A 14464-nucleotide genomic window follows, 5' to 3' on the forward strand; every position below is an offset into this window, starting at 1 on the left:
GTGGTAGGTCATTATAAACCTTAAATAAATTACCATGAAAAAATTAAGTACAATTTTGTTAGTTATGTGTTCAATTCTAACAATTTACGGACAAGAACAAGAAGACAATTTCAGTATTGAAAAAGGCACCTGGAGTGTAGAAGGCGATTTTTCAATAATTTCTAGAAATACAAATACTGAATTTTCAGATAATAACGATTCTTCTAGTGATAATTTTAATTTCAGTATTTCACCAAAAATCGGGTATGCAGTTGATCAAAATTTAATTGTAGGATTAGGTTTAGGATATGGATATGCAAAATCTGAAAATGAAAGAGAATCATCTTCAAACAATCAAACTTCTACAACTAATTCGTATAGTATTTTTCCTTATGTTAAAAATTCTTTCCAATTAATGAAAAATTTGCCTTAAATCTACAAGGAGAAGGCAGGTATTCTTTTAGTGATAATACTTCCGAATTTGATAATATTGAAAATGAATCAACACAGAACATTTTTTTTATTGGCATCAGACCGGGTATAAATTATAAGTTATCAGAAAATATTTTACTACAAGCCAGTTTTGGTACTTTAGGTTATGAAAGTACTAATCGAGAATATGATTACAATCCTGTTACTGAAGAATCAAGTTCATTTCGATTGAATTTAAGCACTTCTACTTTAATATTTGGAGTCGCTATCCTTTTATAAGGAAATAAAAAATGATTTTTTAAAATAGTGTACATTATTATATAATTTAATGTACACTATTTTATTTTTTTATGTACAATATTGAACTTTATTACTAAGAATAAACATTACATTTATAGTTCATAATATAAAAACTATAAATCATGTCAGTTAAATGTACGATTTCGAAACGCGGTAGTGGCTTTTCTCAAGACCAATTGCCGCGTTTTCATTTGAAACCAGTTTATAAAACGACCATAAGCATAGATCAATTGGCAAAACGCATCAGCGAAACATGTACTTTATCTCAACCTGATATTATTGCTTGTCTTTCCGCACTAAATCTTGAAGTTAAAGACCAATTGCAACAAGGCAATAGAATTGATTTGGGTTGGTTGGGGACTTTCAAACTTGCTATAGAAACACAATCTCATACCGATCCTTCTAAATGCTCACCAAAAGATATTAAAAGAGTGAAAGTGAATTACCAGCTCAATAAAAACCTGAAACATGAACTCAATAATTTAACGCATTTTAAGGTCGACTCTAAAGCAAAGTTAAAGTATAGTGTGGATTCTGATTTATAACATGTATTATGTATGCTAAAACAAGTTTTAATGATGAGTTTTAAAAAGGAAATGAAAAGATTTGGGAAATAAGAATATTAAATACAGATATTACAATAACTAAGAAAGTAATAGCCAAATAAATTTTCAGCATTACAGCATTTCGGCTGAAAAGTAGAGTTTTAGGTTTTTCTATAAATAAAATCATTAAAATCAAAAATAATTATTAATTTTCCCACATTGTTACAATAAACAATACATTTGTGCCTTAAAAAATCAACCATTTTCAAATAAAAATAAAATGAAAAACATCTTAACTGTATTATTGAGTTTTTGGTTCCTAACAACATATGGTCAAACTGAATTTATTGAAAGTGATTTTATCAAATCAGAAAGAAAAATTAACTATCCAATTAAATCTTCAACTACAAAAAATGGAGATATAATAGTTTTGAGTGTAGGAAAAAATAGAGGCTCTTACTCATATAAAAGAGACTATACTTTAATTCATTACGATAAAAATTTAAAATTAATTAAAGAAAAAAAAATCTTTGAAAAATTTAAACACACTATTCTTGGTTTTGAAGTTGTCGATAATTATGTAAATATTATAGTAGCAGATAAGTATGAAAATAGGATGAAAAAAGTGAAAAGATATTTTTGTCCAGTTGATGATTTTGATATTCAAGAACAAACCCTATATGAGAGAAAAAGTGGTAAGGGATCTGCAGATTTTTCTATATCAGAGAATAAAAAATATTATAGTTTGGTGGTAGGTGAAAAAACTATCAGAAAAAATCTTTTATATTTCGAAAAAGCTAATGAAATTTTGAACTTCAATAGCAAATTTGAAGTTATAGAAAGTTATAATGTTGAAGATATGCAGTCTGAAGATATTTATTCTGTAGAATATATTTATACTTTAAATGATAATACCACATTACTTCTAGTTAAAGAAGAAATCGATAAAAATGACTTTGTATATAAATTTATAAAAGTCAAAGATGGATCTAAGGATATATTGAATATAGACCTTGATAATAAAATTGTAGAAGATTTGGAAATATTTATAAAAAACAACCAAGTATATTTAGCAGGTCATTATTCTAATGATAAAAAATCACGAGAATTAAATGGGTTTTACTTTTCAAAGTTGAATCTTCAAAATTTTAATCAGGATTTCGTAAATACCACACCTTTTGAAAAGGAATATATTGATAAAATGAATTTGATAACCTATAATTCAGACTCAGATCAAATAAAAAATCTTGAAATATTAGATTTTTATGAAACCAAAGATTCATATATTCTTTTCAACGAAGCATCTTACGTTCACACTATTCCTTCGACGCAAACGAATAGTAATTCTGCAGTAAGTTCATTCTATTTTGGAAATATTTCTATCAATAAATTCGATAAAGAAGGAGAATTAAAGAAATTCAAAATTTTATACAAGAATATTAGAAATCAAAGTAACTATCCAGAAAATAGTTCAGTAGCAATAATAAAAAAACAAGATCATTTTCATATTTTTCAAAACTCTTCATCGGTAGAAGAAGATGGACAAAAAGTTTATAAATACACTGATAATGAAAGTTTCAATTATGAATTCATTTACAATCATGATTTGGAACAAGAAATCAAAAAACATGAAACACTTCCATTAATTCCAGTTAATTATAACAGTTTTAATAATGACTTCTTACTACTTTTTTCTGATGAAACTGATGGTAGCAGATTAATTAAAGTTACTCCTGAAAATTAACATCAATAAAGTTAGATTAGTTTTTTATTACAGAAAGTAGAGTTTTAGGTTTTTCTGGAAGTTAACACCATAAATCAAAAATTATGACTAATTTTCTCGAACAACTAATGACCTAACTGATAGTATTCATCTTAATAACATAAAATCAATAAAAATGAACAAAAAAAAATTAATATTCGATTCTGGCTTTATCTTAAGCGCTGGCGCCATTCTAATTATCTTAGATGAGTTAGAGTTGCTAGAAAAATTTACTGGATTTGAACTCATTCCTTTACTTATAGTTTATTACTTCGGTCAGTTTATCGAGAGAAAAACAAGTACTAAATTGGAAAAACAAAGCGATTGAATATTTTGTTGACTAATAAGAATAAATAAAAATTATTAAAACCAAAATTTATTTTAAAAATAACTTGCAAAACCTAGGTCGTAATTTATAAAAATATAAAATGAAAATCCTAAGAGTTCTAGTAGCAATTATCCTGGTTTCGTTGTTTTCTTGTAGCAAAAAAAATAATTTGACAGATGAACAAATAAGTCAAATTGAAAATGAAATCGCAGAGTTAGAAACCTTTGACGCTAAAAAATTATATTTAGAGAACATTTTTTTCGATGATCAAGCTGTAAGAGACGATTCAGACTTGATTTTAAAATACGGTATGGATTCACCTAAATTTTCGGAATATATAAAAGCTCAATTGAAACAAGATGAAATTAATCTAGTTAAAATTGAAAAATACTTAGAAACTTATGGATACCCAGATAAAAAAATGGGGCCAAAAGCGACAACATCTCCTTGGATAGTAATTCATCATGCTCCAGGCTATCAAATTAGAGAAAAATATTTTGAAATAGTTTATGAAGCATACTTAAAAGATAATATTACTGAGAATGCAATTTCTTTTTATTTAGGCAGAATGTATTCTAAAAAGAATGGTGAAAGATTACGAATGGAAAGTCCTTATAAACAGGAAGATGAAATCAATCTTTTGATTAAAGAATTGAATTTAGATAAGAAGAAAATTAAAGTTCAAAAGCAACTTGAAAATACCAACGATAACATCTAAAGATTTGAATTTCGTAAATACCGAGTTTTTTGATCTAAATAAATATTATCAAAATGCTACCGAATAAGCTTAATTTCAAAAAGGTTTTGAAATTATGAGGTAAAATACCAACCAACAAGCAGTTTTTTTATTCCCCACCATTCCAAATTCTCCAGGCTTTTTCTGCTTGGAAGTTCAGCATTTGTTCGCCATTCATAATGTTTGCTCCATGTTGTTTACCCTGGGCTAAAAAAGTGGTTACAGTAGGATTGTAAATCAAATCATACAGCAAATGATGTTCGGTGATGAATTCAAAAGGAATAGGAGGGCAGTCGCTAGTATTTGGATGCGTGCCAAGGGGCGTACAATTCACAATAAGTTGATGATTTTTCAAAATATCTTCATTCAAACTGTCGTAAGTATAATCTGCAATATTTTCGTTTCTAGAAACAAGAGAAACTTCGTAACCTACAGATTTTAAAGCATAAGTTACAGCTTTAGAAGCACCGCCTGTGCCCAAAACCAAAGCATTTTCATGATGCGGTTCTATCATTAAAAAAATAGATTTTGTAAAACCATATACATCGGTATTGTAGCCAATTAATTTATTATCAATTAACTTAATTGTATTGACTGCACCAATTTTTTTAGCCAAAGGATCGATGTCATGCAAAAAGGGAATAATTTTTTCTTTATAAGGAATTGTAACATTCAAACCATCCAGATGTGGATGATCATTAAGGACATGCATAAAATCATCAATTGTTTTAATATCAAAATTTTTATACTCTGCTTCAATTTTCAGTCTTTTAAACTTATTATTGAAATAAGCTTTTGAAAACGAATACTCTATATTTTTCCCTACTAATCCGTATAATTTCATATTATTCTACTTTTCGGCGGTTGTCATACCACGCCAGACTCAAAACTATTAAAATTCCTATAATGATAAAAAAAATGCCCCACCAAGTTTCAAAATCAGTAATACCTGGCCAATATCTGGAATAATTATCTAAAACACGATCGCCATTGGCATCATAAACAATTTCTCCACCAGCCGTAGTTTTGAATATTTTGTCTTTCCAAGGCCAAACAACACCTAAACTACCTGTTATAAAACCAATGATGATAGCAAAAGTAATATTTTTGAAATGCTTTAAGACATAACTGAGTATATGTGACAAAGTCACCAAACCAAATACAGAACCACCTGTAAAAACTGTCAAAACCTGTAATAACCGCAAGCGTTCAGAATTATTTGTAAATGAAAAATCAAATTTCAAGATGTCTACTATAGTGTCGTATAAAGCATTGACCGAATCGACCAAAAGCAAAACATAATTGCCCAATAAAATTAAAACAAATGAACCAGAAAGTCCTGGTAGAGTCATTCCTGAAACGCTTATAATTCCACAAAAAAATACAAACCACAGATTGTCATTTTCCGTCGCTGGTTTCAAAAAACTAATGCTAATGCCACCTGCAATACCAATTGCAATGAAAATTAGATTTCGCATAGATTTCATTTCAAAATCCTTCGCGATGTAATAAATCGAACCGACAATCATACCAAAAAAAGTTGACCAAACATAGAGTTCGTAGCGTTCAATCAAAAAATCCAAGACCTTGGAAACGCTAAAATAGCTAACAATCATACCCAAGAAAAGAATTCCTATAAACTTCCCATTGATGTATTGGAATAAGCTCTTTAAACGACCATTTAAAAGTAGGATAAGCGATTTATAATTGAATTTTTGTAAAGAATAAATAAATTCTTCATAAAAACCAGCCACAAAAGCAACCACGCCACCAGATACACCTGGAACTTTGTTGGCTGCGCCCATAGCTAATCCTTTCAGAAATAGAAATATTTTATCACTAAGCGTCCTTGTGCTTTGCATCAGCAATTGGTTTTATCTCCGCTAACTTTTCTAAAGCAATGATAAGCAAAAATCCTATGATAGCACAGACAATCGCTAAAAGCAATTGAGAATCGCCTTCAAAATTGTTTGGCAAAACAGAGACTTCGCTTAAAATAATTTCTTTGTCTTTGACAACTTCAGATTCTAGGACTTTTTTCCACGGCCAAATTTTATTGAGTGAACCAGCAATAAATCCTGTTAGCAAGGCTAAAGTCAAAAATTTGTAGTGATTAAACAACCATTTCAATATTTTTGAAAAACTCAACAAACCAACGATAGCACCAGCACCAACTAGGGCAATAACTTTAAAATCTAAGTTAGATACAGCTTCGCTCACAGATTTGTAAGCACCCAATAATACTAAAATAAAGGCTCCAGAGATTCCCGGTAAAATCATTGCGCAAATGGCAACTGCACCACAAAGTAAATAGTATAACGGATGATCGATGCCTTGGGAAGGGGTTAACTTAGTGATACCGTAAGCTATTGCACAACCAAGGACTGCTGCTAGAATCAATTTCCAATTCCAACGATCAATTTGTTTACCAACATACCAAACACTGGCGACGACTAAGCCAAAGAAGAATGACCAAACCAAAATAGGATAAGTTTCGAGCAAATAATTTGTTAAGCGCATCAAAGTAAAAACACTGACAAGAATTCCAGCAAAAAGTGCTAAGATGAAATTACCATTCAGTTGTTTCCACATAGCAGAGAATCCATTTTTCTTCCACGTGCTCACCAATTGAAAATTTACATTGCCAATCGTAGTGATCAATTCTTCATAAATTCCGGTAATAAATGCAATCGTGCCACCAGAAACACCGGGTACAACATCTGCCGCTCCCATACCAAGGCCTTTAAGACCGATGTTTATGTAGGATTTGAAGTCTCTTTGCATAAGAATATATTTTGGCTGCAAAATACATTTTTTCAAAATTGTTTATTTCAAATCTGAAATTTAATTCATATCAGTTTTTTGAATGAATTATTCTAAAAAAAAATCTAAGAATCTTATTTCTAAACACTCAGCTTTTTCCGGCAAAATTTGAAATGGAAAATCTTAAATATCAATTGGAATTTGAAATATTCACTTACTTTTGCAGCTGCAGGTCGCCTTATCGCTGTCCCGGATTCGGGAGAGAGGAAAGTCCGGACACCATAGCACAACATAGCGGGTAACGCCCGTCATTCTATTTAGTTTTTCTAAATAGGAGCGGACCAGTGCAACAGAAAGCAAGTACAGTTCGGCTGTAGTGAAATCGGTAAACTCTATGTGGTGAAATGTTATGTAAACCAAGGCTTGAGGGTTGTGCGCCCAATCTTGGAGGGTAAACAGATTGAGGTTTTTGGAAACAAAAATCCTAGATAAATGATAAGGCGTTTGATGAATTTCAAACGACAGAATCCGGCTTACAGACCTGCTTTTTATTTTTTTTTGAAAATAATTTCTACTCCAGGCAACTTTTATTGAAATACTTTCGTCTATGTTAGTAGAAGCAAAGTTGTATTTTGAAAATAATAAACTTACATAAAGATCTAAATCGCGATATAAAACGAGCGCAGAACAACGATAGAAAGTCGCAGTTTTATATCTACAAAAGATTTTCGCCCAAAATGTTGAGTGTTTGTAGAATGTATATTTCAGATTTACAGTTTGCAGAAGACGTGATGTCAAAAGGTTTCTTGAAAGTATTTGAAAATATAAATAACTATACATTCAATGGAAGTTTTGAAGGCTGGATAAGAAAGATTATGGTCAATACGGCCATCGATTATTGCCGACAAAAGAAATCCTTGAGTTTTTCGACAGATAACATCGAGATCTATGAAAAGTATGAAATGCCGAGCATCAATGAATTTGACGCTGATGAGATTCAAAAATTCATAGACTTGTTACCAGAAGGATATAAAATAGTTTTCGTAATGTTTGTTGTTGAAGAATATTCGCATAAAGAAATTGCGAAGCAACTCAAAATTTCAGAAAGCACTTCGAAATCACAATTGTTCAAAGCCAAAAAGTTTCTGAAACAGAAAATAGAGGCACAAAAGAAAAGTACACATGAAAGAATTTGAAAATAATATAAAAGAAATGCTAGAGTCTCGTCGGGAAACCCCGAGTGATGAAGCTTGGCTGAACATCAGTAAGAATTTAGAGAAAAAAACTGTTCAAAAATATAAACGTAAATACTGGATGATTGCTGTTGCAGCTAGTTTTATAGGCGTCTTAGTGACATTAGGAATTTTCAATTTGAATATTAAAACAGAAAATCCAACAGTGGTGACTTCACCTGAAAATTCAATTAAAGAGATTCAAGATTCAAAAGTAATTGAACGACCAGTTCTCCAGATTGCAAATGTCTTAAAGCCAAATAAGAAAATTAAAAATGAAGTTCAATTGCCGAATTCTAAATTTGAAATAATAAATTTTAAGCAGATTGAGAAGGTTCAAAAATCTAAAATAAATTCAACAAAAGCAGAAAGTTTATTAGCAGAAGTGGAACAGGAATTAGTCGAAAATGAAGCAGAGGAAAAGTTACTTTCAGAAGTTGAAGCTTTACTGGCTGAAGCCCAATCGGATTTAGACTCGGACACGAAACGTAAAATAATTGATAGAGTTGATCCAGCTTCACTCTTGGCCGAAATAGATCCTAACAGTAAGATGGATTTTAAAGATCTTATTATACAGAAAATAGAAGATAATTATAAGGAACTCAGATCGAGTTTCACTGCTAGATAGTAGAATTAGCCTGGATAATTGACTTTCAAAACGCGCGGTAAATTTTTTGGAAGTTGACTTGTCCTTAAATTAAATATTTAACCTTTAAACAAAAATTAATTATGAAACCAAAAATGACCATTATTTTGGCTTTTTTACTAAGCCTTTGGAGTATCGAAATGATTGCGCAAGACAGAGATTACAGCCTTTTCAGTAAAAGTGAAAAACTAGAGCTACAATCTTTAGAAGCGAAAATTGAAGAAGAAGCTAAGTCTGAATTGAAAAACACCGTTAAGACTATAAATACACAATTAGAAGAAAATGAAATTAGTGAAGAAGAAGCCGATAAGCTGAAAAAAGAAGCTGCAGAAAATTCTGCAAAGAATATTGAAGAGTTACAAAATGTCCTTTACATCTGGGCAAAATATCAAAAACGAAACAAGGGAGAGATTAACTTCGATGATTTTGATAAGCAAACAGAAATTGAATTTTTAAGAAAATTAGGCTTCGATAGAGAATATACTTTCTCTATAGATTATGAAAGCAAAGATGAAGATGATTCTGAAAAATCTAAAAAACCTCTCAAAGAGCGTGATTTACCTTATTCTCCAAGGACAGATGGTAGCGTATTTTGGAGTTTATCTTTCAATAATGCTGTCAAAGACGGAGAAGGTTTTGATGATACACCATTCAAATTTGCTGGTAGCCGTAGTTTTGAAATCGGTTACGAATGGAGTACTCGTGTTTTCAAAGAATCAAATTTTTTAAGATTTAACTATGGGTTTTCATTTCAATTCAATGGCTTGAAACCAAAAAACAATTCTATTTTAGTAGAAAACGGAGAGCAAACTGATTTAGTTCAATCTGAAATAGAATTAGACAAATCTAAATTCAGAATGGATAACTTAATTATTCCGTTGCATTTACAATTTGGAACTAGCAAAACTACAGTACTTGATAACGGTAATAAACGCTTTACCGATCATGATTTCAAAGTCGGAATTGGTGGTTTTGTAGGAGTTAATCTTTTGAATACCCAGAAAATTAAATATTCTGAAGACGGCGAAAACTTTAAAGAACGTAGGAGAGATGATTATAATACCAACGATTTGCTTTACGGTCTTAGCACTTATATTGGTTGGGAAGATTTTTCTGTTTTTGCTCAGTATAATGTCAATCCAATTTTCAAAGACAACGCAGTGGATTTAAACAACTTCCAAATAGGAATGCGTATTACGCTTTAAAAGAATACTAATTGATAAAATTAAAAAAGGCTAGTTTCATTTTGAAACTAGCCTTTTTTGTAAGTAAAAATTTCTAACTTTTAGATTTTAGTGAGAAAGTTCTCGCAAAATCCTTTTTTGATAGTTCGATTTATAAAAACGAGTATCCTAAAGCGATAGAATAAAATTTGTTTTTACCTTCAAAATTTTCAAAGGCGTCTGTAAAACCAACATTATAACGAGCATCTACTCTAAGTCCTGAAGGTAAATTCAAACCAACACCAACAGCGCCAGAGACGTCTAATTTTTCAGATTCAATAAAATCTGATTCGTTAACTAAATAGCTGAATTGTGGACCCGCCTGAACATTAAAGATTCTTAAAAAGTGAATTTTCGCAATAATTGGTACTAGCGCATAATCCAAATCTACTTTTTCAGAATCGAATTCTGCCCCTTGTTGAGAAAATAAGACTTCCGCATTTACAGATAGCGCATTAAACCTTGCACCGATAAAAACACCTCCAGTAAAACCAATCTTACTATCAGGATCTCCACCTTCAATATCTGCGATTGAAGCATAGTTAACACCTGCTTTGATTCCAAAATCTAAATCTTGAGCCTGAGTTGTAGCTGCTCCAAAAACTAAAGCAATCAACAAAGTCAATTTGTAAAAATTTTTCATAATTTATGTTTTAAAGTTATTCAGTAAAAATATGAATTATTTCAGATTTGAATTTAAAATAATAATTAATTCTTTAAGATTGATATTGATATCCAAAATATGTCCCTGTTTGTTCAATAAATAGTTTTGAGGTAAATTCACAATGCCTAAATCATTGGCCAAATCGCCTGTAAAACCTTTAGTGTCAATCAGGTTTTTCCATGGCACAACATTCTCCATCAATTTTTCTATCCAAACTTCTTTATTCGTATTCAGGGAAATATCAACAATTTCAAAGCCTTTGTAATTATAAACTCGGTAAATCTTTTCCAATTGTTCGTGGTTCATTTTACAATTGTTGCACCAAGTTGTCCAAAATTGAACAAGAGTTAATTCGGCTTCACCATCTATTATCTTTTCTTTTTCATTTTGAATATTGGTCAATTCAGGATTTGGAAACTTATTGCCTATTTGAAATTCTTTACGTCTCTCAAGGTATTTTTTAAAAAGCATAACATCTTCATCATAAAGCTGATTTTTATCAAATTTTACATACAATTTTTGTAAATCATCATAAAGCAAAGTTTGATCTGTAGCAATTTGCGAGAGTCTTTCTCCCAAATAATCATGATTTGGATGTGCATCTATCAAACTGTCCATCAATCGGAAAAGTTGATTCCGATTGGACTTTGAAATTTCAAAATCATTATAAAACGATTCAAATTTTGTCTTGAGTTCTGTCGTAGAATTTTCTGAGATTCTGTTAATGAAAAAATTTTCGATGGGCTGACCAGCAATTGTATCATTTTCAATTAAAACCTCAACGAAAATCGTGTCGTTTGGTGAAATATAAATCCGTTCGGAAGTGTTTTCATCATTAAAAATTAATTTAGAAACGCTTGGACTTTCTATTTCTCCTCTGAATTCAAAAGTATTGTTTTCGACTTTTGCTGTGTCCGAAGTTTGATTGTATTTCAAAATAATTTGTTCACCAAAATCACCACTTATGATGCCTTTTAGATAAAATTGATCGGTTTTGGTTTCTTTTTTAGTGGTTTCACAACCCATAAAAACGATCAGAATTATGCTGAATAAAAATAATTGTTTCATAATTTTAAAAATATTCTGCAAATTAAAAAAGGCTGACGAATTAACGACAGCCTTTAGTCTCATATTTATTTATGATTTAATTGAAATCCTTAATTTTTTCACTTAAATCATAAACTTTTGCATTTGGTAAAATAGATTCAAGAATGCTACTTCCCGCAGAACTTCTGTAACCGCCAGCACAATGTACCATAATCGGTTTATCTGTTGGAATGTTTTTAGCAGTATCGCGAAGTTCATTTAAAGGATGATTTTTTGCAGAATCGAATTTTTGTGAATCTTCAAATTCACTAACATTCCTGATGTCGATAATGGTATATTTATCTGGATTTTCTTTAAAATCTGCATAATTTAAATCTTCTGAAGATTCGAATTCTGTTTTTCCTAAAGTCAAGACTGCTTTGACTTGGGATTCATAACCGATTTTTGCAATTCTAGAGAGAATCTCATCGTAGTCTGAAATCGAATTCAATACCAAATAGAACTTTTCATTCGGCTTGATAATCGCACCCAACCAAGTTTCAAATTTATCTTTTTCAGTTCTAGCCATAATATTGAAACTATTTTTCAAATGATTGGCTTTAAAACTTGCTTCAGGTCGCGTATCAATGACTGGCGCATCTGCAGAAAAAGATTCAATGTTCAGTTGAATTTCGATATTTGACACTGAGGCTTTGAAATTCGCTGCACCATTTTTATTGATGTCCACATCATGTCCGAAATAGGAAGGAATAAATGGTTGCCCATCCAAAATTTCATTTACAAATTCTTCTTCCGTTTGCTTTTGAAACGCCCAGTTTCCAATGCGTTCGTTACCTAAAGTACTCACGTTGTCACTGCTCATATTTTTGCCACACAAACTTCCTGCGCCGTGTGCTGGATAGACCCAAACATTATCGGATAAATCATTGAATTTGGTGGTCATAGTTTTATACATGGCTTGGGCCAATTCACGACGTTTTGCCGTCATATTGCCAGCTTTTTCTCTTAAATCTGGACGCCCAACATCTCCGATAAATAAAGTGTCTCCTGTGAAAATTGCTTCTTTGTCAGAAGTTTTGTCTTTTGCATAAATCGTGATACCATCTGGCGAATGTCCTGGCGTATGAATGGCTTTGAAAGTGGTTTCACCCATTTCAAAAGTATCGCCTTCATCAAAAGTTTTGTGGGGGTAATCCGCTGCTACAAGTTTGCTTACATAAATATCAGCGCCAGTTTCTTTGTGTATTTGAAGATGACTACTTACAAAATCGGCGTGTGGATGGGTTTCAAAAACAGCCACAATTTTGGCATTGTTTTCTTCAGCAAATTCATAATAAGGTTTTGGATCTCTAGCTGGATCGACAATTGCCATTTCTCCATTGCTCACAATAGCGTAAGATAAATGGGAAAGTGCTTTGTCGTTATATTGTTTAATTGTCATAATGTATTTTTTTAAAAGATTTATTGATTCATTCTTCCTGTCGCGCAACTCACAAAAGATTTGGCTTTGTTTATTATAGAATTCTGATCGCCTTCAGCTGGGTAACCCAATTTTGTAAGTTGAATTTTGACATTTTCTAAGATATTATTAGAATCGTATTCAAACTGAATGCTAGATTTTTCAACATCTATATTCAAATTTGAAACGCCATCTATAGTTTGAATTTTCTTGGTAATTGTACTGGCACAACCACCACATTTTAAGTTTTGTATAATTATATTTGTTTGCATATTAGTTGTTTTTAATCCATTTGATATATCCGCCTTCTAAATCTATGATGTTTTGAAAACCAATAGAAACCATAATTCTCGCGGCTTTTTGACTTCGATTGCCACTTCTACAATAAATATAAATTGGCTCAGATTTATTGAATTTATCTATTTTCGTTTCAAAATCTGATCTTAAAACGTCAATATTTATTGATCCATTTATTTTTCCTAGTAGGAATTCATTTTTTGTTCTTACATCTACGAGCTGAACATTCGGTTTTTGAATGGCAACTTTGTATTGATTAGCGTTGATTACGCTAATTTCTTTAAATTTCTTTGTTTTAAAAATAGAAAACATAAATTAAATTTCCTACAAATTAAAACGATTTAAGCGAGCCCTACAGTAACAAAAGTTACGAATTTAGTTTTAGAACAATTTGATAGAATTACGTTGCAAAGCGATTCTTTTTTCTTTTTCCAATTGTTTCAGTAGTCTAGAAACAACCACGCGACTGGTATGAAGATCGTAAGCGATTTCTTGGTGAGTAGTTTTGATTTCCGAATTTTCATAAAATTTTGCTTTATTATGAAGGTATTTTAAAAGGCGTTGGTCCATTTTTTTGAAAGCTATATTATCAATGGTTTCCAAAACTTCCATTAAACGGTTGTGGTAACTGTCGAAAACAAAATTTCGCCAGGATTTATATTTCGAAATCCAAGCTTCCATTTTTTCAATAGGAATCATCACCAGAGTGGAATCGATCTCGGCGACTGCTCGAATTTCGCTTACAGCGGTTGCAGTACAACAGGAAAGTGTCATGGCGCAAGTTTCTCCTTTTTCTAGAAAGTAGAGGAGAAGTTCAAAACCTTCTTTGTCTTCGCGCATCACTTTGATGACGCCGTCCAAAAGCAATGGCATTGCCGTCAAATATTGACCGATACGGATGAGTTCGTCACCGGATTTTACTTTTTTGACAATTCCAACTTCATTGATTTCTTCCAGCAGTTCTTCTTCAAAAATATGGGCGTAATTTGTTTTTATTTCTTCTAACATTATTTAGTAATTGATATTTTTGCACTAAGATAGAGATTTCAAC

The 14464-nt window shown here is 31.2% G+C and carries 18 protein-coding genes and 1 other RNA gene; 9 read left to right on the forward strand and 10 right to left on the reverse strand.

Going from position 1 to position 14464, the window contains the following annotated elements:
* Window positions 1–34: 34 nt before the first annotated feature.
* Window positions 35–412, forward strand: a complete 378-nt coding sequence (locus tag EIG86_RS14275; protein ID WP_240032211.1) for an outer membrane beta-barrel protein — start codon at window positions 35–37, stop codon at window positions 410–412.
* A gap of 190 nt (window positions 413–602) precedes the next feature.
* Here the strand turns inward: EIG86_RS14275 and EIG86_RS14320 are convergent, their stop codons facing one another.
* Window positions 603–725 (reverse strand): hypothetical protein, encoded by a 123-nt coding sequence (locus EIG86_RS14320; RefSeq protein ID WP_262707804.1) that lies wholly within the window; start codon window positions 723–725, stop codon window positions 603–605.
* Between the two features lie 108 nt (window positions 726–833).
* On the opposite strand from EIG86_RS14320, the gene EIG86_RS11070 reads away from it, so the two are divergent.
* From EIG86_RS11070 to EIG86_RS11085, 4 genes are all read left to right on the forward strand, one after another.
* Window positions 834–1256 carry an HU family DNA-binding protein gene (locus tag EIG86_RS11070; RefSeq protein ID WP_127846240.1) on the forward strand — a complete coding sequence of 141 codons (423 nt, stop codon included), beginning with the start codon at window positions 834–836 and terminating at the stop codon, window positions 1254–1256.
* Between the two features lie 280 nt (window positions 1257–1536).
* Window positions 1537–3000, forward strand: a complete 1464-nt coding sequence (locus tag EIG86_RS11075; RefSeq protein ID WP_127846241.1) for a hypothetical protein — start codon at window positions 1537–1539, stop codon at window positions 2998–3000.
* A gap of 154 nt (window positions 3001–3154) precedes the next feature.
* Window positions 3155–3346: a hypothetical protein gene (locus tag EIG86_RS11080; protein ID WP_127846242.1), complete on the forward strand. Its 192-nt coding sequence runs from the start codon at window positions 3155–3157 to the stop codon at window positions 3344–3346.
* 100 nt (window positions 3347–3446) lie between these two features.
* Entirely contained in the window at window positions 3447–4064 is a 618-nt protein-coding gene (locus tag EIG86_RS11085) for a hypothetical protein (protein ID WP_127846243.1), read from the forward strand.
* A 127-nt stretch (window positions 4065–4191) separates the two neighbouring features.
* Here the strand turns inward: EIG86_RS11085 and EIG86_RS11090 are convergent, their stop codons facing one another.
* The 3 genes from EIG86_RS11090 to EIG86_RS11100 are packed head-to-tail and all read right to left on the reverse strand — an operon-like array spanning window position 4192 to window position 6866.
* Window positions 4192–4926, reverse strand: a complete 735-nt coding sequence (locus tag EIG86_RS11090; RefSeq protein ID WP_127846244.1) for a shikimate dehydrogenase family protein — start codon at window positions 4924–4926, stop codon at window positions 4192–4194.
* 1 nt (window position 4927) lies between these two features.
* Window positions 4928–5944: a DUF368 domain-containing protein gene (locus tag EIG86_RS11095; RefSeq protein ID WP_127846245.1), complete on the reverse strand. Its 1017-nt coding sequence runs from the start codon at window positions 5942–5944 to the stop codon at window positions 4928–4930.
* Window positions 5922–6866 carry a DUF368 domain-containing protein gene (locus tag EIG86_RS11100; RefSeq protein WP_127846246.1) on the reverse strand — a complete coding sequence of 315 codons (945 nt, stop codon included), beginning with the start codon at window positions 6864–6866 and terminating at the stop codon, window positions 5922–5924. The genes EIG86_RS11095 and EIG86_RS11100 overlap by 23 nt, the downstream gene beginning before the upstream one ends.
* A gap of 204 nt (window positions 6867–7070) precedes the next feature.
* Here EIG86_RS11100 and rnpB point away from each other — a divergent pair.
* From rnpB to EIG86_RS11120, 4 genes are all read left to right on the forward strand, one after another.
* Window positions 7071–7397, forward strand: an RNA gene (rnpB, locus tag EIG86_RS11105) — RNase P RNA component class A.
* A gap of 80 nt (window positions 7398–7477) precedes the next feature.
* Window positions 7478–8041: an RNA polymerase sigma factor gene (locus tag EIG86_RS11110; protein ID WP_127846247.1), complete on the forward strand. Its 564-nt coding sequence runs from the start codon at window positions 7478–7480 to the stop codon at window positions 8039–8041.
* Entirely contained in the window at window positions 8028–8705 is a 678-nt protein-coding gene (locus EIG86_RS11115) for a hypothetical protein (RefSeq protein ID WP_127846248.1), read from the forward strand. The genes EIG86_RS11110 and EIG86_RS11115 overlap by 14 nt, the downstream gene beginning before the upstream one ends.
* Window positions 8706–8806: 101 nt before the next feature.
* Window positions 8807–9928 (forward strand): TonB-dependent receptor, encoded by a 1122-nt coding sequence (locus tag EIG86_RS11120; RefSeq protein ID WP_127846249.1) that lies wholly within the window; start codon window positions 8807–8809, stop codon window positions 9926–9928.
* Between the two features lie 130 nt (window positions 9929–10058).
* On the opposite strand, the gene EIG86_RS11125 is transcribed toward EIG86_RS11120, so the two are convergent.
* The 6 genes from EIG86_RS11125 to EIG86_RS11150 all read right to left on the reverse strand — a co-directional run bounded on the left by EIG86_RS11125 (window position 10059) and on the right by EIG86_RS11150 (window position 14421).
* Window positions 10059–10589, reverse strand: a complete 531-nt coding sequence (locus EIG86_RS11125) for a porin family protein (protein WP_127846250.1) — start codon at window positions 10587–10589, stop codon at window positions 10059–10061.
* Window positions 10590–10625: 36 nt separating this feature from the next.
* Entirely contained in the window at window positions 10626–11678 is a 1053-nt protein-coding gene (locus EIG86_RS11130) for a TlpA disulfide reductase family protein (RefSeq protein WP_192901731.1), read from the reverse strand.
* A 76-nt stretch (window positions 11679–11754) separates the two neighbouring features.
* The gene (locus EIG86_RS11135) at window positions 11755–13098 is read right to left on the reverse strand and encodes an MBL fold metallo-hydrolase (protein WP_127846252.1); all 1344 of its coding nucleotides are present in this window, start codon (window positions 13096–13098) and stop codon (window positions 11755–11757) included.
* A 20-nt stretch (window positions 13099–13118) separates the two neighbouring features.
* On the reverse strand, window positions 13119–13388 hold the full coding sequence (locus EIG86_RS11140) for a heavy-metal-associated domain-containing protein (protein WP_127846253.1): 270 nt from the start codon (window positions 13386–13388) through the stop codon (window positions 13119–13121).
* A 1-nt stretch (window position 13389) separates the two neighbouring features.
* Window positions 13390–13725, reverse strand: coding sequence for a rhodanese-like domain-containing protein (locus EIG86_RS11145; RefSeq protein WP_127846254.1), 336 nt, complete (start codon window positions 13723–13725; stop codon window positions 13390–13392).
* 69 nt (window positions 13726–13794) lie between these two features.
* Window positions 13795–14421, reverse strand: a complete 627-nt coding sequence (locus tag EIG86_RS11150; protein ID WP_127846255.1) for a Crp/Fnr family transcriptional regulator — start codon at window positions 14419–14421, stop codon at window positions 13795–13797.
* Window positions 14422–14464 lie beyond the last annotated feature (43 nt).

Source organism: Psychroflexus aestuariivivens, from assembly GCF_004010055.1.
Taxonomy (GTDB): domain Bacteria; phylum Bacteroidota; class Bacteroidia; order Flavobacteriales; family Flavobacteriaceae; genus Psychroflexus; species Psychroflexus aestuariivivens.

What these genes read in the sequence shown, in the direction of transcription:
- EIG86_RS11115 (WP_127846248.1), top strand. Translation starts at nt 8,028, where the DNA reads ATGAAAGAATTTGAAAATAATATAAAAGAAATGCTAGAGTCTCGTCGG.
- EIG86_RS11070 (WP_127846240.1), top strand. Translation starts at nt 834, where the DNA reads ATGTCAGTTAAATGTACGATTTCGAAACGCGGTAGTGGCTTTTCTCAA.
- EIG86_RS11090 (WP_127846244.1), bottom strand. Translation starts at nt 4,926, where the DNA reads ATGAAATTATACGGATTAGTAGGGAAAAATATAGAGTATTCGTTTTCA.
- EIG86_RS11135 (WP_127846252.1), bottom strand. Translation starts at nt 13,098, where the DNA reads ATGACAATTAAACAATATAACGACAAAGCACTTTCCCATTTATCTTAC.
- EIG86_RS14320 (WP_262707804.1), bottom strand. Translation starts at nt 725, where the DNA reads ATGTACACTATTTTAAAAAATCATTTTTTATTTCCTTATAAAAGGATA.
- EIG86_RS11125 (WP_127846250.1), bottom strand. Translation starts at nt 10,589, where the DNA reads ATGAAAAATTTTTACAAATTGACTTTGTTGATTGCTTTAGTTTTTGGA.
- EIG86_RS11075 (WP_127846241.1), top strand. Translation starts at nt 1,537, where the DNA reads ATGAAAAACATCTTAACTGTATTATTGAGTTTTTGGTTCCTAACAACA.
- EIG86_RS11120 (WP_127846249.1), top strand. Translation starts at nt 8,807, where the DNA reads ATGAAACCAAAAATGACCATTATTTTGGCTTTTTTACTAAGCCTTTGG.
- EIG86_RS11080 (WP_127846242.1), top strand. Translation starts at nt 3,155, where the DNA reads ATGAACAAAAAAAAATTAATATTCGATTCTGGCTTTATCTTAAGCGCT.
- EIG86_RS11150 (WP_127846255.1), bottom strand. Translation starts at nt 14,421, where the DNA reads ATGTTAGAAGAAATAAAAACAAATTACGCCCATATTTTTGAAGAAGAA.
- EIG86_RS11095 (WP_127846245.1), bottom strand. Translation starts at nt 5,944, where the DNA reads ATGCAAAGCACAAGGACGCTTAGTGATAAAATATTTCTATTTCTGAAA.
- EIG86_RS11085 (WP_127846243.1), top strand. Translation starts at nt 3,447, where the DNA reads ATGAAAATCCTAAGAGTTCTAGTAGCAATTATCCTGGTTTCGTTGTTT.
- EIG86_RS14275 (WP_240032211.1), top strand. Translation starts at nt 35, where the DNA reads ATGAAAAAATTAAGTACAATTTTGTTAGTTATGTGTTCAATTCTAACA.
- EIG86_RS11140 (WP_127846253.1), bottom strand. Translation starts at nt 13,388, where the DNA reads ATGCAAACAAATATAATTATACAAAACTTAAAATGTGGTGGTTGTGCC.
- EIG86_RS11100 (WP_127846246.1), bottom strand. Translation starts at nt 6,866, where the DNA reads ATGCAAAGAGACTTCAAATCCTACATAAACATCGGTCTTAAAGGCCTT.
- EIG86_RS11130 (WP_192901731.1), bottom strand. Translation starts at nt 11,678, where the DNA reads ATGAAACAATTATTTTTATTCAGCATAATTCTGATCGTTTTTATGGGT.
- EIG86_RS11145 (WP_127846254.1), bottom strand. Translation starts at nt 13,725, where the DNA reads ATGTTTTCTATTTTTAAAACAAAGAAATTTAAAGAAATTAGCGTAATC.